Here is a 19,455-nt window from a genome sequence, read left to right as displayed (position 1 = left end):
CAGGTAAATTTTCATAATTTGCCAGCTTATATTTTTTTGAATGAAAAATTTAATATCCTTATTTCTATTAGTAACAATTTGCGTAAAAGTAAACGCGCAACAAAATCTGAGTAGCGTATCTATCGCAGGTTTTAGGTATGGAACCGAAAATGGTCCAACAGGAAAAGAATGGGATTCTCCCGGCGATTTATCGCTCAATAAGGAGGTACCCAAAGCTTACTTTTTTTCTTTTGGTAGTGTAGAAAATGCCCGAAAGGTTCTACCGGAGAATAGTACGTTTTATCAATCGTTGAACGGTACTTGGAAGTTTAACTGGGTTAAGACACCTGAAGAGCGCCCTAAAGATTTTTTTAAGCCAAGCTTTGATGTTTCAGGCTGGGATAATGTTCCGGTGCCGATGAGTTGGAATATCTTGGGGATCCAAAAAAATGGAAGCTTAAAATACGGCGTCCCGATTTATGTTAATCAGAAAGTTATTTTCAGTCATAGCGTTAAGGTTGATGACTGGAAGGGAGGAGTGATGCGTACGCCTCCAAGCGATTGGACGACTTTTATCTACAGAAACGAAGTAGGTTCTTATCGCAGAACATTCGATTTACCAACCAAATGGGATGGTAAAGATGTTTATTTAAATTTTGATGGCGTTGATTCATTTTTTTACCTCTGGATAAATGGTCAATATGTTGGCTTTTCTAAAAACTCGCGCAATCTTGCGGCGTTTAACATTACCCGATTTTTAAATAAAAAAGGTAAAAATGAGGTTGCGGTAGAAGTTTATCGAAATTCTGATGGCTCTTTCTTAGAAGCGCAAGATATGTTTCGTCTTCCGGGGATTTTCCGTTCGGTTTATTTAACGGCAAAGCCAAGAGTTCAGATTCGCAATCTAATGGTTACACCTGATTTAGATGCGCAATACAAAGACGGAACCTTGAACATTGCTGCCGAAATTTTAAATACTTCGAATAAATCAGTATCGAAATATAAAGTTGAGTATGCGCTTTTCGAGAATAAATTGTATAGTGACGAAAATACGTCGGTGCAATCGGCAACACAAGTAAGTGATGCAATACAGGTTCAGGCAACTGCTGCTGCGCTTTCAAAAACTACTTTAAGTGTTAGCAATCCAAATAAATGGTCTGCAGAGCAACCATATCAATATACTTTGGTTGCTACGTTAAAGGATGGTAAAAATAATGTGTTGGAACATGTGTCGGTGATCGTTGGTTTTAGAAAAGTTGAAATAAAAAATACAAATGCTGGCGATGATGAGTTTGGCTTGGCGGGCAGGTATTATTATTTAAATGGAAAAACAATCAAGCTTAAAGGTGTAAATCGTCATGAAACGAATCCTTCAACTGGAAAGGTTTTATCGCGCGAGCAAATGGAAGCTGAAGTGAAATTAATGAAACGTGCCAACATCAACCATGTGCGTAATTCACATTACAACGATGACCCGTACTGGTATTATCTGTGTAATAAATACGGTATTTATTTGGAGGATGAAGCGAATATTGAAAGCCACGAGTACTATTATGGAGATGCCTCGTTGTCTCATCCACCGGAGTGGAATAATGCGCACGTGGCCAGAAATTTGGAAATGGTGTATGCAAACATCAATAATCCGTCGATTGTTATTTGGTCATTAGGAAATGAAGCTGGACCGGGTAAAAACTTCGTCGCAGCTTATGATGAAATTAAGAAAATTGACGTGTCGCGTCCGGTACAATACGAAAGAAATAATTCGATTGTAGATATCGGTTCTAACCAATATCCCTCAATCGAGTGGGTACGAAATGCGGTAAAAGGAAAATATAAGATGAAATATCCTTTTCATATTTCTGAGTACGCCCACTCTATGGGAAATGCGGCTGGTAATTTAATTGATTATTGGGAGGCTATTGAAAGTACAAACTTTTTTATGGGCGGTGCTATTTGGGATTGGATTGATCAAGCAATGTACACGTATGATAAAACTACAGGCGAAAAATACATGGCTTATGGAGGCGACTTTGGCGACAAACCAAATGATGGAACCTTCGTGATGAACGGCCTTATTTTTGCCGATTTAACCCCGAAGCCTCAGTATTACGAAGTGAAAAAGGTGTACCAAAACATTGGTGTCAAGCTGGTAGATTCGGCGAAAAAGGAGATTGAGGTCTTTAATAAAAATTACTTCAGCACGCTTGAGAATTACGTGATACAATGGTCGCTGTATGAAAATGGTAAAGCGGTAGCAAGCAGTAAAGGATTAATTGATATGAATACTTTGCAAGCACGTAGAAAAGCCACTTTCGTACTTCCGATTGATGCAAGCAAATTGAATCCTGTAGCAGAGTACTTTGTGAAAGTTCAATTTATCTTAATTAAGGATATGTTTTGGGCAGAAAAGGGCTTCGTTCAAATGGAAGAGCAACTTTATCTAAAAGCCCCGAGTAACAAGCCTTCCATTGCAAAGGTTGCCACAGGCGATAAAGGCCGTATTAGTACTGTTGGCGATTTGAAAATTATTAAAGGAACTGGATATGAGGCTAAATTTGACGCAAAAACGGGTAGCTTATTTGGCTTAACATACGGTGGAAAAACACTTATTAGAGATGGAGAAGGACCGAAACTAGATGCTTTGCGCGCTCCTGTTGATAACGATAACTGGGCGTATAAACAATGGTTTGAAAATGGTCTTCACAATCTCAAGCATAAGGTGACTTCGATCTCCAATTATACGAAGCTGGATGGAACCATTGTGTTGAATTTTATTGTAGAATCGCAAGCACCCAATGGAGCTACGATTAATGGCGGTGCATCGGGAAAATATACCATTGTAGAAAAAGAACGTGCATTTGATTACGGTGATTTTAAATTTACAAGCAACCAAATTTGGTCGATTTACAAAGATGGTTCTATTGAACTTCAAACGAGTATTACATCCAATAACCCAACGTTGGTTCTTCCGCAATTGGGCTATAAAATGGAGTTGCCTTCGGCTTTTGATCAGTACCGTTATTATGGCCGTGGGCCGATAAATAATTTTGCCGATCGTAAAACCGGTCAATTTATTGAAATGTATTCAAGCAAGGTAGCCGATATGTTTGTGCCTTGGCCAAAACCACAAACAACTGGAAATAGAGAAGAATTGCGGTGGTGTTCGTTAACCGATGCCTCGGGAGATGGGATTGTCTTTATTGCCAAAAATACTTTTTCTGCATCGGCATTGCCATGGAGCGAATTAGAAATGACCTTAGCTTCACATCCATATCAATTGCCTAAAAGTACCGGAACACATTTGTATTTAAATGCTGCGGTTACGGGCTTGGGTGGCAATAGTTGTGGACAAGGCCCTCCGTTGGAACAAGACAGAGTAAAAGCATCTGAGCATACATTCGGTTTTATTATTCGTCCGGTTGTTAAAAATGATGTTGAAAGCAAGGTACATGTAAGTACAGCAGGTGATTTACCAATTGTAATTTCTCAAAATCAAATGGGTGTGGTGAAAATAGCATCTGAACAACAAGGTTCTGATATTTATTATACCGTAAATAACAGCAAACCCGTTTTGTACACAAAAGCGTTTGCTTTAAAGCAAGGCGGTACGGTACATGCTTGGTATAAGAATAATACAGCTTTGAAAGCTGTAGCTGTGTTCGCGAAAATTAATACCGTGCCTATGCGCGTTGTTTTTGCATCGAGTGAAGAAACAGGAGAGGGGGATGCGAAACATTTAATTGATGGCGATTTATCGACAAATTGGCATACAACCTACTCGGTGACGGTTGCTCAATATCCGCATTGGGTTGATTTTGATGCGAATGATGTAAAAAGTATTTCAGGTTTTAAATATATTCCACGTCAAGAAGGAAGCAATGGCAACATTAAAGATTACAAAATTCAGGTAAGTCTTGATGGGAAAAATTGGGCTGAGCCAGTTGCATCAGGAACGTTTGCCAAGAACTCAAATCCGCAAGAGATTAAATTGAAAAGCCCGATAAAAGGAAGGTATATCCGTTTTACAGCATTAAGCTCGCAAAACGGACAAGATTTTGCATCGGGGGCTGAATTTATTGTGTTGGCAGATTAAGCTTAATCATTTCCTGAAAAACGGAAAATACTTAAAGCAAAAAAGGGCATTGAACGTAATTCAATGCCCTTTTTTTTGATGCTTAGTTTTTACACTTTTCTTACAGAACCAGAACCTAAAACAGTTTTGTCTACTTCAGCATTGCCTGAGTAGTTAATATTTGCAGAACCGGTAATAAAGGCCTTTATATGTTGGCTGGCCTTAATGTTTACGGTGCCTGAACCACTGAGTGTGGCCGATAGTTTTTCAACTTCAAAGTTGCTGCCGCCAAATTTTGCGGAACCACTTAAAACGATTGTTGCATTATCGGCTTTGCCATTGATGCTTAATTTACCAGAACCGCTGAGCACACCGTTAAAATCATTTACATGTGTATTAACCCATAAATTACCTGAGCCGCTTAAGGTAACGGATAAATCATCTACATCTACCGAACCATCAACCGTCATGCTTCCGTTGCCGCTCATGGTTAGGCTTGTGATCGTTTTTGCCGTAATGTAGGCGGTAATTTTCTTTCCTTCGTATTTTTTAGCCCAGCTTGTCCAGCTATTTTCTGGCCGTATAATGAGGATATTGCTTTTAACTTGGGTTATCAATGTCGAAATGGCTTCTGCATCGCCCTCAAATCTACAACTCTCCGTATCTCCTAAAGTTATAACTACTTTAATCGGGCCTCCTGCTGCAACTCCTTTAAAGTTTTTTACATCGCGTTCATCACTATTAATCGTTTTTACGAACGCGTTTGGCCGAATAGGATTTGTGGCATGGCTAATGCTGCTGCTGACGATGGTAATAGCGGTTAATGCAACAGATAGGAACTTTTTCATATGAATTAATTTTGAATCAACAATAAATAGTAGTTTTTTGTATAGTGACGTTTTTTTTCTTCAAATGTTGCACATTGATTTTGAATTTATTCTTTTTCGGCTACTTGCTTTACGTAAAACAACGGGTCTACTTTAAAATTTTGTTGTGTAAGGTTTTTATCAACCTTCATTTTTTGCCAGTCGTTGCTTGGTTTTATCCAGGCATATTCTCCATCTTTTAGGGTAACACGAACCGGCATATCAAAGCCTTTTACATCGGTAACCCAACGATACGAAAGTACGCCATCACGAATGCTATAGTTGAATGTAGGAATTTGGGTGTACCGCAAATATTGATCAAAAACTTTATCGAGTTTTAAACCGCTTTGTTTGGCGATGTAGTTTTCTATTTGTGCCGTGGTAACGGTTTGGTGATAGAATGTTTTGTTTAATCCACGCAAAATTTGTCTGAATTTTTCATCATTGTTAATTAACTGGCGAATGGTATGAATTAAGTTGGCTCCTTTTGGATACATATCGCCTGAACCTTCTTTGTTTACACCGTATGGGCCAATAACTGGAATATCATTCGAAATACCTTTTCGTAAGCCAATGGCATATTCATTTGCTGCTTTTAAGCCTTCGGTCGATTCGATAAACAATACTTCTGAGTAGTTCGTAAAACCTTCGTGTACCCACATATCGGCAATATCTTTAGACGTGATGTTGTTGCCAAACCATTCGTGTCCACTTTCGTGAATCGTGATAAAATCCCATTTTAGTCCATGACCGGTTCCGCTTAAATCGCGGCCCAGATATCCTTTTTTAAATTGGTTTCCATACGCTACTGCGCTTTGATGCTCCATGCCTAAATGTGGCGCTTGCACCAATTTATAGCCATCCTTGTACCAAGGATATGGGCCAAACCAATATTCAAACGATTTTAGCATGGGTTTTACATCGGCATCCCAATGCGGACGTGCTTTGGCGCTATCAACTTTTAACGCCCAAAAATCTAAACTTAACTTCCCGTTTTCTCCTGCATAGGTATCGCTCCAGTGCGCATATTTTCCAATGTAAAAGGTTACATCGTAATTGTTAATGGGGTTGGCCACCAACCAATTAAATTGTTTATATCCATCTTTTTTGTCTACTACGCTGCGCAAACGACCATTCGAGACCTCATCCAATGTTTTTGGGACACTGATGCTAATGAGCATACTATCCACTTCATCGCTTTGATGGTCTTTGTTGGGCCACCAACAGCTAGCGCCTAGCCCTTGACAGGCAACTGAAACAAAGGGGTTTCCGTCAGCATCTTTTTTGAAAATAAAACCACCATCCCAAGGGGCATTTTTAGCAACTTGAGGCTTCCCAGCATAAAAAACGGTGAATTTATCTTTGCTTCCTTTTTTGATGTTTTGTGGAAACGTTACAAAAACTGCATTGTATTCGCGGCTAAAGGGAAGATTTTTTCCTTTGTAAACAACCTTTTCAACGGTCAAATTTGAAAATAAATCAAATTGTAATTTATTAAAATCTTGTGTAGCCGTAAAAAGAAATTCGTTGCTACCTGCTACTGATTTCTGGTCGATATCGATTTTCACATCAAGGTGATAATAATTGATATCGTAACAGGTGCGAAGTGGTGTTAGTGTTCCGCGTAAGCTATCGGCCCTTGAATTTTCTTGATTTTTAGCGAGCATTTGCCCTTGAGAATAAAAAAATGCCAGCGAAAGAAAACTGGTTATGATGATTCTTTTCATTTAGATTATTTTAGGATTGAAATGCTAATATAGGATGCGTTATTGGCATCGTGGTAAATTTTTTGGGTTGCTTTCTGAAAATCTGCTGGCTCAGCCTCGTAAATATTCATGAATTTTTGTGGATTTCTTTCGGCTAAAGGAAACCATGAATTTTGAATTTGAATCATGATTTTATGCCTTTTTTTGAAAGTGTGTGCAATGTCTGGCAATGGATAATTGACCGTTGTAATTTGATTGGGTATAAAAGCCTCCGGTTTTTCGAAACTGTTACGGTATTTACCACGCATAATTTCGCCACGTACCAGCATTTGATAACCGCCCATAACCAGATTTTTTGGATTTGGTGTTGGGTTTGGCTCATTTTCGGGATACACATCGATTAATTTTACTACGTAATCGGCATCCGTTCCCGTGGTGGCTACAACCAAGTTGGCTAAAACGGGACCGGTCAAGGTAATATCTTCGGTTAAAGCATCCGTTTGATAGGTTTTAACATCCGGTCGGCGTGCGGCAAAGCGTTGGTCGTCTATCATGTATTCGCGTGTACGTGCTGTTTGAACTCCATCTTGATAAGGAACGGGATGGTTCGGGTCACTCACATATTCATCCCAGCTATCGGTTCTACCAACTTTTTCAAAGGCCAATTTTCCGTTCGGGTGTAAATACAAATTTTTAGTTTCTACCTCTTTTGGTGGCCAGGTAGAAAACCCTTTCCATTGATTGCTTCCGGTTACAAAAATGTTGGCTTCGGCAGGTTTAAAATCGCCTTCGCTTTTTAGATGATATTTGAAAAATGGAAGCTCTAGCTTTTCTTGGTAATAGGTGCTGGTGGCTTGTCCGAATTTAATGTCGCCAAAAAAATCGCCAGTACCACGTACCCATCCTCCGTGAAACCAAGGACCCGCTACTAATATGTTGTTTGCTTGAGGGTTTTGTTTTTCAATTGCTTGGTAGGTTGCAAACGTTCCGTACGCATCTTCCGCATCGAAAAAACCACCAACTACCATTACGGCAGGTTTTACATTGGTTAAATGAGGCGTAATTAGACGGGCTTTCCAAAAGGTATCTAAATTAGGGTGTTTAAACAAATTGTTCCAAAATTGAATGCTGTCGGCAAAATATTTGTCTTTCAGGTTTTTTACGGAACCACTTTCTAAATAAAAACGGTAATTATCTTGGATAGGGAAATTAAAACCTTTTGGACCTTGTTCAGGCATAATCGGGTGTGGACGTGGAACACCAAATGAACTCATAAATTTAAAAGCATCGTTTAAGAACAACACGCCACGATGGTGAAAATCATCACCTATGTACCAATCGGTTACTGGAGCTTGTGGCGAAACCGCTTTTAGTGCGGGGTGCGCATTGGGCAACGAGGTAGTTGAATAGAAACCCGGATACGAAATGCCATAAATTCCGGCTTTTCCATTGTTGTTTTTAATGTTCTTAACCAACCAATCGATGGTATCGTAGGTGTCGGTACTTTCATCGATGTCTTTTTTACCTTTTTTTATGTTTTGAGGACGAATATCTTCGAAATCTCCCTCACTCATCCATTTTCCACGTACATCTTGATACACAAAAATAAAGCCTTCACGCATCTCTGCAGGGAAATTCCCCAGGCTGGTTTTGTAGTTGTTTGCTCCATAAGGTGCCACTTTATACGGTGTTCGGTTAATTAGAAAAGGATATTTTTTACTTTGGTCTTTGGGTAAATAGATAGAAGTAAAAAGCTTTGCACCATCGCGCATGGTAATTCTTCGTTCAATTTTGGTATAATGTTCTCTTACGTAGGCAGAATCACTTTGTTGTGCATAAACATTAGCGCAGAAAAGCAGACAAAATAAAATAGGGATGAAGTTCGTTTTGTTCATTGGTTGGTTGATAAAATATGCCTTAAAGATAGCAATAAAGACTTTTGATCGCCAATAACAAGACGTAAAACCTTTGCTAGATAGGGAAGATATTTTGCGGGATGGAGCCTGCAAAGAAGTGTTTTGTACTGTGAAATTTAAGAAGCATCCGCAGATGGGAGCATCGTTGGGGAGTATCGGTTAAAGAAACCATTTAGTAAAAACGATTCTATGTTATACTAACTTTTTTTGTCCACCCTAATTTATCTATCTTTAGGGATAAAATGCGTGTTTTGAATAAAGTAGTTTTTTTAGCTGTTGCAACATTTTTTCTTTCCTCTTGTCTGAGTCCCAAACATCTTTCAAGAGAAAATGATCGTTCAATTTCGTCTCTCAGGTTTCTGGACGCCTACATTTTACCCTTAAATACTGTTTTTAAGGATACTAAAGTTGGTGGCTTATCCGGAATTGATTACGATGCTGAAAGGAATCAATTTTATCTCATTAGCGATGACCCTTCTCAGGTAATTTCAGCAAGATTTTATACGACTAAAATTGGATTGAAAAGCAATAAAATTGATACCATCATTTTTACTGATGTTACTTTTTTAAAGCAGCCTAACGGAAAGCTGTATCCGAAATTAGGAACTGATAAAACGGTTAAGCCAGATGCAGAATCTATTCGGTATAATCCGCTAAAAAAACAGATGATATGGAGTAGCGAAGGAGAAAGATTATTTAAAGGGACTGATACCATCCTTATTCAGCCAACTTTGACTTATGTGGATGCAAAAGGAGTGTACATGGATACCATTCCTTTACCAAAGGGATTTCATTTTTTTAAAAGTGAAAAAGGCGTGCGTAAGAATGCATTTTTTGAGGGATTAACGTTCGCTGATAAGTATAAAACATTGTATGCAAGTTTAGAAGAACCCCTTTACGAAGACGGTCCGCAATCGGATTTTGAATACGATAAAGCACTCACACGAATTGCAAAATTCGATGTCGCTACGGGAAAAAATACCGCTCAATACGCCTATCAATTGGATGCCCTTCCGGTGAAACCCTCCGAGGTAAATAGTTGGAATGTGAATGGAATTTCTGAAATTTTAGCAGTCAATGCACATACTTTATTGGTTATGGAACGTGCCTGGGCAAAAGGGAATGATGACCATTCGTTTATTAAGCTTTATTTGGTTGATTTAAAGGGAGCAGAAAATCAAATCGATAACCCTTCTTTTATCCAAAAAGTACCAAAACCATTGCCTAAAAAGTTGCTTTTTGATTTTGATATCTTAGGCATGCACATCGATAATTTTGAAGGAATAACTTTTGGCCCTACACTAGCCAATGGCCACCGCACCTTAATTTTTTGTGTAGATAATAATTTTTCGAAAACCCAGGTGCAACAATTTTTTCTGTTTGAGGTGATACCTTAGTTAAGAGGTTTAAGGCATATAAAGTTTTATAGATATATTTGTTCTGTTAAATAGATACTTCAAGCGCTAAATTTATAAGAAAATGGACTTAAAATTAATTGAAAAGTACAAAAATTTGGGAATAGCCGATGTTATCGACCATGAAAAATTTAGCAATATTTCTGTTGTTCATCATTCAACAGTTTTGGAGGGCTCTACTTTAACTGAAGTAGAAACGCAAGTTTTAATAGATGAGGGTTTAACACCAAAAGGGAAACCGTTAATGCATAGCTTAATGGTTACCGACCATTTTTCGGCATTACAGTTTGCTTTAAGAGAAGCGCAGGCGAAAAGACCTGTTTCAGTATCATTGATTCAAGAATTAAATTCTTTACTTATCCGCAATACAGGTTTGGTGTATAATACGCCACTGGGAACGGTTGATGCAACTAAAGGTGAATTTAGAAAAGGGAATGTTACCGCAGGGGATACCTACTTTCCAAACTACGATAAAGTTATTTCACTTACCAAGAACCTTGTTGATGCAATTGCTCAAGCAATGAAACCCGATTTATCTTTACTCGAACAAGTTAAACTTTCTTTTGATGCTCATTACAATTTAGTCAGTATACATCCCTTTTACGATGGAAATGGTCGGACATCGAGGTTGTTAATGAATTACATACAAGCTTATTACAAATTGCCTCTTGCAATTGTACATCAACAGTCTAAAGTTGATTATATAGAGGCCTTAAAGGAAACTAGAGCAAAGGAGGATATCAACATATTTAGAAATTTCATGAACAATGAATATGCAGTGCTTCTGAAAAATGAAATCAAAAAGTTTGAAGAAACTGTAAAACCAAAGCAGGGTAGCGGTTTTCATTTGTTATTCTAGCTTCGATAGCCAAAATCATTACTCGCCAGCTGGCGTCCGTAAAAAATAGCTGATTTTCGCTGGCGCGAGTTTTTAACTCGTTCCAAATTTTATAAAGCCTAGTAAGGTTATATGTACTTTAAGAAGGGATACATATTATCTTAATCCAGTTGAGGTAGGTTTTGAGTTAGAAGATTTTCATTGAAAATATAGTAGCGTACAAATTTTTTGGAGAAAAAAGGTTATTGGGGATGGATTTGATATAGGTACGAGTTAAAAACTTGCACCAGCGGGGATGATAGGCACTTTGTCTTGATTCTGAAGTTCTTAAGATTGATAATAGTCGTTCATTAATAGCATACTTATAAATTGCGCTAAAATGGTTTAAAACAAAAATGGCTTGAAAAATTTGCCAAGCCATTTATTTTAAACTTTCCTAGTAATATACTTGTAAAGCTTAAAAATAAAAAATAGGGCAAATACGAATAATATTGCGTTAAATACGTTCCAAATGAGTAGTAGAAGTTCAGGTGATTTCAAATCCATAGGGTATTGTTGATATAATTGTGTGATCTTTTTGGTTGCTTTAATTTTTTGTCTTTCTCGTTTTAAAAGTAACGTGTTTTAATAAAAAAAAATGAATTTTATAGAATCATTTTTTTATTGCTTGAAGAAGGAAATTCAACAGAGCTTCATTTTTAAAGATATTTTGTACGAATACATTTTTTTGATTGATTTTTAAATCGATTGTTTCCTCGGTAATAATTAAGTTGTTGTTTCCTTTTCTAATGTTTTTGGTAGTTGATTGATGAAGTTCTTTTTTTCTTGGCAAGAATTGGGTGTGCGTATCAAACTCAAAAAAACCTTCTGAAATCTTGCTTTCCAGCTCGGATATAGTCATTCCTTTTTCCAGTACCTCATTTGCCATATAAAGCTGCCTTTCAGTACGAATATCTAATTTAATCAAGCGTTTTAAGTAGTCCCATGAAACGGTTGATAGAATGTTTAGGGCCTCATCATGTGTACTATATCTTTTTGCAAACTCTATGCAAGCAGCGAGTTCTTCTGGGGTGAAAATGGAAGGAAACTTTTTGTAAAGACTTTGACTACAATACTCAACCAAGGTATCGGTGATTGGAATGTCAAACGTGATAGAAAGCTGCCTCATCGCATCCCCGATGCTCCAAAACAGACTATTGAACAGCAGATTAAGTATAGGATGATAGCTTGACTGAAATTCAAGTATTTTGTTTTCTATTTTCGCAATTATCTCTCGATTGATAGGATTTTCTATCTGTATCTTTTCGAAAATTGCTTGGTTATCTTTTTTCGGTTCAACTAATTTACGAAATGCGGTATATTGCGTTTCACCAAAATATAGTTCAGCGGTATTTCGGTAAAATGTTGTAAGTTCTGAAAGCCTGAAAGTGAATTCATCTGGACGCGTTGTTTTGTTTTCAGCTCTATAATCTTCTGTTAAAATCTTTCTGCTTAGGTCATCTGGCGTTAAAGATTCTGCATGAATGCGTTTCGTGTAAAATAGCAAGGCTGCATCATCTTTTAGTTGTAGTAAAGAAGGGATATATTCCCAATTGATACCGGCCGCTATTTGCTGTATGGTTGAATGAGAACGCCCATCAGCAAATTTTTGCATAACAGAAAGATTTGTAGTGCTGAAATAATCTCCAAATGCCGACTGTAAGCTCTTAGAAATATCGTGTATTGGATTTTCCTTTTTATGAGAAACATTTTCTTTTAGCGCATTATTTAGTGTTTTTCCAATTTCCCAAAACAGATTGTTAATCCCAAAATTGATTGTTCCCAAAAGTTGGATACGCTGACGTTCAGTAACCTGATTCAGATTCTCCAGTAGAAGGGTGTGAAAACGCAGGGTTTCATTTTTTTCAGAGAGCATAGTTTCGTTTAGAGGGAATTATTTTCAAGGTAGTCGATTGATTTGAATTATGGAAATCTATGTATCATTACATCCATGGTGTTACAACTGCAGCAGATGATTTTATAATTTATCGTGTTGTTGTGAAACCTACATCCGAATAAGTATCATTTGACCATAGCAAGTTAGAAGATTATGGTGTATCAATAACTTGTTAAAGCAAAATTTTCGAACATTAAATTACTTAACTTTTGGTGTTTAAGCGGTAAAGTGTACATTTGCTTTTATAAAAATTCTTAGAAAATTATGCAATACGATGTTGTTGTTATTGGCTCGGGTCCGGGCGGTTATGTAGGCGCAATCCGTTGTGCGCAGTTAGGTTTAAAAACTGCGATAGTAGAAAAGTATAAAACGTTTGGCGGTACCTGCTTAAATGTAGGTTGTATTCCATCAAAGGCCTTGTTAGATTCGTCGGAACATTATCACAATGCTGCGCACGCGTTTACCACACACGGTATCAACTTAAAAGATTTAAAAGTTGATATGAAGCAAATGATTGCTCGTAAAGACGATGTAGTAGCGCAAAACACAGCAGGTATTACGTATTTATTTAAAAAAAATAAAATTGATTCATTCGAGGGAGTAGGATCATTCGTAGATAAAAACACCATTTTGGTAACCAAATCTGACGGTACTACCGAAACATTATCGGCTAAAAATGTAATTATTGCTACGGGTTCTAAACCAACGGCATTGCCATTTTTACCTATCGATAAAAAACGTATCATTACCTCAACCGAAGCATTAAATATCAAAGAAGTACCAAAATCAATGGTTGTAATTGGTGGTGGTGTAATTGGATTAGAATTAGGTTCAGTTTATGCGCGCTTGGGTACAAAAGTATCAGTAGTTGAGTTTATGCCTTCAATTATTGGTACCATGGATGCTGGTTTAGGTAAAGAACTACAACGTGTTTTAAAGAAATCTTTAGGCATGGAGTTTTTCATGGGTCACAAAGTAACTGGTGCAACAGCAAAAGGAAAAACGGTAACTGTTACAGCTGAAACTCCAAAAGGAGAGTCTATTTCACTAGAAGCCGATTATTGCATCGTTGCAGTGGGTCGTACCGCCTATACTGAAGGTTTAGGGTTAGATAAAATTGGCATTACGGTAGAAGAAAGAGGAAAGAAAATTCCGGTGAATGCACATTTAGAAACTTCGGTTCCGGGAGTGTATGCCATTGGCGATGTAATTACAGGAGCCATGTTGGCGCACAAAGCAGAAGACGAAGGTACTTTTGTTGCAGAAACCATTGCCGGTCAAAAACCACACATCAATTACAACTTAATTCCGGGAGTAGTTTATACCTGGCCAGAAGTTGCATCAGTAGGTAAAACCGAAGAGCAATTAAAAGCAGAAGGCGTAAAATATAAAGCAGGTTCTTTCCCATTTAAAGCAAGTGGGCGTGCTAAAGCAAGTATGGATACCGATGGTTTCATTAAAGTATTGGCCGATGCTACTACCGATGAAGTTTTAGGTGTACACATGATTGGTCCACGTGCTGCTGATATGATTGCAGAAGCTGTAATTGCGATGGAGTTCCGTGCATCGGCAGAAGATATTGCACGTACTTGCCACGCGCATCCAACGTATACAGAAGCATTAAAAGAGGCTGCATTAGCAGCAACGGATAACAGAGCTATTCATATTTAGTCAAACCTTCGGTTTGAACAAAAAAAGCTGGCAATTTTATTGCTGGCTTTTTTTGTTGCTTAATCGCTGAATTGTTAAATCGCTGAATTGTTGAACTGCTTGAATCCTTAAGGGGGGTTGGTAGTTTTTTCAGCTTTCAGCTTTTTTCTTTGCGCTATTTAGCCTACTAATTGATAGTCATTGCTTCTTGCTGCTTTATCCTAAATCTTCCTTCACAATTCCTTAATCAAAAGATAACATAGTTAGTTCGAATCTGAAAAACGACTCATTTAATTTAGCGGCTCAGATATTAAAAAAAACCATGAACTGTAAAAGACTATTTGTAGCCCTTTTGGCTGCATCAATGGCACTAACTGCCTGTAAAAAAGAAGGAGAACCAGTAGAAGTTGGAGAAGAAATTGTAGCAGAGGATATAACAAGTTTTAAAGAAACAGCTTCGATTGATTTAGGAGGTGAAACGGCGGCTGAGATTTCAGCATATGACCCATCGACTAAAAAATTGTTTGTAGTAAGCAACGATGGTGGCGCAAAAGTGGAAGTGATAGATTTAACCAACTATCCAACGGTAACAAAAGTAAAAACATTAACCTATCCAAATAATGCAGGGATTAATAGCGTTTCGGTAAGCAACGGTTTATTGGCAATTGCTTTAGATGGAGCCGATAAACAAGGAAATGGCGAAGTGGTGGTTTTAAAAACAGCCGATTTAACAGAAGTTAAGAAAATTACAGTTGGTGCAATGCCCGATATGGTTACTTTCAGTCCGGATGGTAACTACATTTTGTCGGCAAATGAAGGGGAGCCAAACGATGTCTATACGGTTGATCCAGTTGGAAGCGTTTCAATCATCAATATAAAAAATAATTATGCAGTAAAAACGGTTGATTTCTCGGCTTTTGAATCGCAAAAGGCAGCATTAGTTGCAGCCGGACTTAGAATTTATGGTCCAAAGGCAAGTTTTGCACAAGATATTGAACCAGAATATATTGCGGTTAGCAGCGATTCAAAAAAAGCATATGTTACGCTACAAGAAAACAATGCAGTAGCAGAAGTTGATGTACTTGCAGGTACCATTACAAAAATTACTCCACTGGGTACACGCGATATCAGTTTAGCAGAAAATGCCTTTGATGTGAGCGATAAAGATAGTAAACAAGTATTGGGTACTTGGCCAATTAAGGCATTCTACTTGCCAGACGCAATTTCATTTTTCTCAACCGGAGGAACCAACTACTTAGCTTTAGCAAACGAAGGTGATACACGTGCTTGGGGAGGTTACGATGAAGAGGCAAGAGTGAAAAGCTTAAAACTTGATCCAACAAAATTTCCAACAGCGGCAACTTTACAGTTAGATGCCAACTTAGGTAGATTAACCGTAACCAAAGCTTTTGGCGATACTGACGGAGATGGTGATTACGATGAACTTTATGCTACTGGCGGAAGAAGTATGAGTATTATAAACGCCAATACGGGTGCATTGGTAGCCAATGTTGGTAAAGATTTAGAACAACGTGTAATTGATGCAGGGAAATACGATGATGAGCGTTCAGATAATAAAGGAGTAGAAGTAGAAGCGGTAACGGTTGCGTCGGTAAACGGCAAAACATTGGCATTTATTGGCATGGAACGTGTTGATTTAATTGCGGTATACGATGTTAGTACACCTGCTACACCAAAATTTGTGCAATTTTTTGCAACAGGAGATGCGCCTGAAGGAGTGTTGTTTGTAAAACCAAAAGATAGTCCGAATGGAAGAAGCTTAGTTATTGTAGCGAGCGAAGGCGATGGAACAGTAAAGTTTTTCCAACCCAATAAAATATAACGAATAAAAAATCTACCTATGAAAAAATCCTGCTGCGGCAGGATTTTTTTTTCGGCCTTTTTTAACAAATGCAAAATAAGCTCTATATTGCAGCATAATAAACTTTAGGGGTGCCTTATTGGCTGAGATTATACCCTCATAACCTGATCCGCGATTATACCGGCGTAGGAAATTAGTTTGTCTGCAAGAAATTGTACATAAATGCTTTTCAGCATTTGGCCGACTCCTAAAGTTAAACCCTATAAGTATGGAGTCGATAATCATTCAAAATCTTCTTTCGTTGCGTACGAAAAATCCTTTGGTGCACAGCATTACCAATTATGTGGTTATGAACAATACCGCAAATGCGTTACTTGCCATTGGAGCATCGCCATTAATGGCCCATGCGCACAGCGAACTGGCCGATATTGTAAGCATAAGTAGCTCATTGGTTATTAATATTGGTACCCTGGATGAGTATTGGGCAGAGAGTATGATTCTGGCTGCTCAAAAGGCAAATGAATTAACTAAACCTTGGGTGCTCGATCCGGTAGGGGCCGGGGCAAGTGCGTATCGCAATGCGGTATTGGAGAAATTAATTGCGTTGAAGCCAACTGTAATTCGTGGCAATGCTTCTGAGATTATGGCTTTGGCGAATATCAGTTTGCAATCGAAAGGAGTCGATTCAACCCATCAATCTGGGGAAGCCATTGATGCAGCCATTCAATTATCAAAAAATACAGCTGCAGTGGTTTGTATTTCGGGCGAAATCGATTACATCATTCAAGATAGTCAATTGGCAAAAATAAAGAACGGCCATCCGATTATGACCAGAGTAACGGGAATGGGATGTACCGCAACCGCAATAATTGGAGCTTTCTTGCCGGTTTCGGGTTCTGCTTTTGAAGCGGTTTGTAGTGCCATGGCTGTAATGGGCATAGCAGGCGAGTTAGCAGAAGAACGCGCAAAAGGACCGGGAAGTTTTCAAGTAGATTTTTACGATTCCTTGTATCTATTGGATAAAGAAGACATTAAAGCAAAACTAAGATGTTAAGTTTTAACCATCGATTGTACCTGGTTACCGATGAAAAAGCCTGTCTTGGTCGCGATTTTTTTTGGGTGATAGAGGAGGCCTTAAAAGGTGGGGTAGATTTAGTTCAGCTAAGAGAAAAGGAATTATCAGCCGATTTATTTACAGCAAAAGCACAGCGTTTACTAGAGCTTTGCAGCCGCTATTCAGTTCCAGTAATTATAAACGATAATGTGCAAGTGGCAAAGGCTGTAAATGCGTATGGATTGCACATAGGGCAAAGCGATATGGCGATGCAACAGGCACAACAGATTTTAGGGAATGCTTATCCCATAGGATTATCAATTGAATTGCCGGAACAGTTGGAAAACCCTGAGGTTAATCAAGCCTGGTATTTGGGTGTAAGCCCGATATTTTCTACCCAAACCAAAAAAGACACTATCGCCGAATGGGGATTAGAGGGATTGCAAAAGCTCAGAACTAAAACAGCGAAACCATTGGTAGCCATTGGAAACATTAAACTATACAATGCGGCAGAAATTATAGCCCATGGGGCCGATTGTTTGGCCGTGGTTTCAGAAATATGCTCGGCAGAAAATCCGGCAAAGGCGGCAGAGTTAATCAGAAATGAAATAGAAAAGAAAATTTAGTGAAATGACATACATTCATGCATTAACCATTGCAGGTTCAGATAGTGGTGGTGGAGCCGGTATTCAGGCCGATTTAAAAACTTTTTCGGCTTTGGGTTGCTTTGGTACATCGGTAATTACGGCTGTTACCGTTCAAAATACTTTAGGAGTTAAGTCGGTGTTCGGTATTCCTGCCGAAATGATTAAAGATCAATTGCAAGCAGTATTGGAGGATATCAAGCCAAAGGCGATTAAAATTGGAATGATTAGTCGGGTTGAAGCAGTAGAGGCAATAGCCAATGCCTTACAGCAATACGATAAAACAGTACCCGTAATTTTAGATCCGGTGATGGTAGCCACTAGCGGCGACCGGTTGATGGAGCTCGAAACCGTTACGCATTTAAAGGAAAAATTATTCCCTTTGGCTACCCTGATTACACCGAACATTGATGAAGCCGTTATTCTTGCTAAACAAGAGATAAAAAGTTTAGAAGATATGCTGTCAGCCGGGAAAAAAATACTGGATGAAGGCGCTAATGCAGTATTACTGAAAGGAGGACATTTAATTGCTCCGGTTTTATACGATGTACTTTTGGTCAAAAATGAAGAGCCAATTGTATTAGAAAGTCAGTATGTCGAAACAAAAAACATGCACGGAACAGGCTGCACGCTCTCATCCGCCATTGCGGCCGAAATGGCAAAAAGCAACGATTTATTAACGGCCGTTAAACATGCAAAAGCGTATATCAGTGCGGCACTACAAGCTGGAAGCAAAGTGAAAACAGGCTCGGGGAATGGCCCCTTAAACCACTTTTTTAACCCTTTGAAATTATTGATAGAATGAAATGGAGCGATAAAGCTTGGGAAAATATTCTTCCCATTTATACCAATATTTTGGATTTACCTTTTAACAAAGAGTTGAGCAACGGAACATTGGCACAAGAAAAATTCTTGTTTTATTTAGCACAAGATGCGTATTATCTGTTGGAATTTGGTCGTGCATTAAGCGGAATTAGCAGTAAAATGAAAAGCGCAGATTTAGTTTTAGCTTTTGCCAATTTCTCTACCGGAGCCATTGTAGCTGAGCGCAGTTTACACGAAAGTTATTTTGTAGAGTTTGGTTTAGACTCAGAAATACAACCATCTCCATCCACTTTGTTGTATACCAATTATCTGTTAAACCAAGTAGCTTATGCCCATGTAGAAGTAGCGGTGGCGGCGGTTTTACCTTGTTTTTGGATTTACAAAGCTGTTGGCGATTTTATCTTTGCACAACAAGTAGGGGAACAAAATCCATATAAAAAATGGATTGATATGTACGCCGGAGAAGATTTTGGAAAGGCTGTAGCACACATTATCGACATCGCAAATGAATTGGCAGATCAGGCAAGTGAAAAGACCCAAAAGGAAATGCTACAGGCATTTGAAATGGCTACGCGTTTAGAATGGATGTTTTGGGAAAGCGCCTATCGTTTAGAGGCATGGAAAATATAGGAGTTACATCATCATTTTATTGCAAGTATTTTAGTTTTTTGTAAAAAATAAGCGTTTTTCCGATTGATTTAAAGAAATTTGCATCATCACCTACTTGCAGAT

13 protein-coding genes and 1 riboswitch are annotated in these 19,455 nt (G+C 38.3%); of the genes, 9 read left to right on the top strand and 4 right to left on the bottom strand.

Going from position 1 to position 19,455, the window contains the following annotated elements; all coding sequences use genetic code 11:
* Positions 1 to 40: 40 nt before the first annotated feature.
* A complete protein-coding gene (locus tag ACJVDK_RS10465; RefSeq protein ID WP_443936610.1) occupies positions 41 to 4,072 on the top strand; it encodes a glycoside hydrolase family 2 TIM barrel-domain containing protein in 4,032 nt (1,343 codons plus the stop codon).
* 89 nt (positions 4,073 to 4,161) lie between these two features.
* Here ACJVDK_RS10465 and ACJVDK_RS10460 read toward each other — a convergent pair whose 3' ends face one another.
* From ACJVDK_RS10460 to ACJVDK_RS10450, 3 genes are all read right to left on the bottom strand, one after another.
* Complete coding sequence (locus tag ACJVDK_RS10460; RefSeq protein ID WP_443936609.1) at positions 4,162 to 4,899, bottom strand: head GIN domain-containing protein; 738 nt, start codon at positions 4,897 to 4,899, stop codon at positions 4,162 to 4,164.
* Between the two features lie 86 nt (positions 4,900 to 4,985).
* Entirely contained in the window at positions 4,986 to 6,644 is a 1,659-nt protein-coding gene (locus tag ACJVDK_RS10455) for a M1 family metallopeptidase (protein ID WP_443936608.1), read from the bottom strand.
* A gap of 5 nt (positions 6,645 to 6,649) precedes the next feature.
* A complete protein-coding gene (locus tag ACJVDK_RS10450; protein ID WP_443936607.1) occupies positions 6,650 to 8,518 on the bottom strand; it encodes a CocE/NonD family hydrolase in 1,869 nt (622 codons plus the stop codon).
* A 272-nt stretch (positions 8,519 to 8,790) separates the two neighbouring features.
* On the opposite strand from ACJVDK_RS10450, the gene ACJVDK_RS10445 reads away from it, so the two are divergent.
* The gene (locus tag ACJVDK_RS10445; RefSeq protein ID WP_443936606.1) at positions 8,791 to 9,936 is read left to right on the top strand and encodes an esterase-like activity of phytase family protein; all 1,146 of its coding nucleotides are present in this window, start codon (positions 8,791 to 8,793) and stop codon (positions 9,934 to 9,936) included.
* Between the two features lie 82 nt (positions 9,937 to 10,018).
* Positions 10,019 to 10,813 (top strand): Fic family protein, encoded by a 795-nt coding sequence (locus ACJVDK_RS10440; RefSeq protein ID WP_443936605.1) that lies wholly within the window; start codon positions 10,019 to 10,021, stop codon positions 10,811 to 10,813.
* Between the two features lie 631 nt (positions 10,814 to 11,444).
* Here ACJVDK_RS10440 and ACJVDK_RS10435 read toward each other — a convergent pair.
* A complete protein-coding gene (locus ACJVDK_RS10435) occupies positions 11,445 to 12,707 on the bottom strand; it encodes a DUF1016 N-terminal domain-containing protein (protein ID WP_443936604.1) in 1,263 nt (420 codons plus the stop codon).
* A gap of 285 nt (positions 12,708 to 12,992) precedes the next feature.
* Here ACJVDK_RS10435 and lpdA point away from each other — a divergent pair, with 285 nt between their 5' ends.
* The 6 genes from lpdA (at position 12,993) to ACJVDK_RS10405 (ending at position 19,353) form a co-directional block, all read left to right on the top strand.
* Complete coding sequence (gene lpdA / locus ACJVDK_RS10430) at positions 12,993 to 14,399, top strand: dihydrolipoyl dehydrogenase (RefSeq protein ID WP_443936603.1); 1,407 nt, start codon at positions 12,993 to 12,995, stop codon at positions 14,397 to 14,399.
* 301 nt (positions 14,400 to 14,700) lie between these two features.
* Positions 14,701 to 16,221: a choice-of-anchor I family protein gene (locus ACJVDK_RS10425; protein ID WP_443936602.1), complete on the top strand. Its 1,521-nt coding sequence runs from the start codon at positions 14,701 to 14,703 to the stop codon at positions 16,219 to 16,221.
* Between the two features lie 96 nt (positions 16,222 to 16,317).
* A riboswitch (TPP riboswitch) is annotated at positions 16,318 to 16,410 on the top strand.
* Between the two features lie 58 nt (positions 16,411 to 16,468).
* Entirely contained in the window at positions 16,469 to 17,254 is a 786-nt protein-coding gene (thiM, locus tag ACJVDK_RS10420) for a hydroxyethylthiazole kinase (protein WP_443936601.1), read from the top strand.
* On the top strand, positions 17,248 to 17,880 hold the full coding sequence (gene thiE / locus ACJVDK_RS10415) for a thiamine phosphate synthase (protein ID WP_443936600.1): 633 nt from the start codon (positions 17,248 to 17,250) through the stop codon (positions 17,878 to 17,880). The genes thiM and thiE overlap by 7 nt, the downstream gene beginning before the upstream one ends.
* Positions 17,881 to 17,884: 4 nt before the next feature.
* Entirely contained in the window at positions 17,885 to 18,703 is an 819-nt protein-coding gene (gene thiD / locus ACJVDK_RS10410; protein WP_443936599.1) for a bifunctional hydroxymethylpyrimidine kinase/phosphomethylpyrimidine kinase, read from the top strand.
* The gene (locus ACJVDK_RS10405) at positions 18,700 to 19,353 is read left to right on the top strand and encodes a TenA family protein (RefSeq protein WP_443936598.1); all 654 of its coding nucleotides are present in this window, start codon (positions 18,700 to 18,702) and stop codon (positions 19,351 to 19,353) included. The genes thiD and ACJVDK_RS10405 overlap by 4 nt, the downstream gene beginning before the upstream one ends.
* Positions 19,354 to 19,455: the final 102 nt, after the last annotated feature.

The organism is Pedobacter paludisoli (assembly GCF_052344095.1).
GTDB lineage: Bacteria > Bacteroidota > Bacteroidia > Sphingobacteriales > Sphingobacteriaceae > Pedobacter.
The sequence above is the reverse complement of the archived record's forward strand: the minus strand, read 5'-3'. Positions and strand labels throughout refer to the sequence as shown.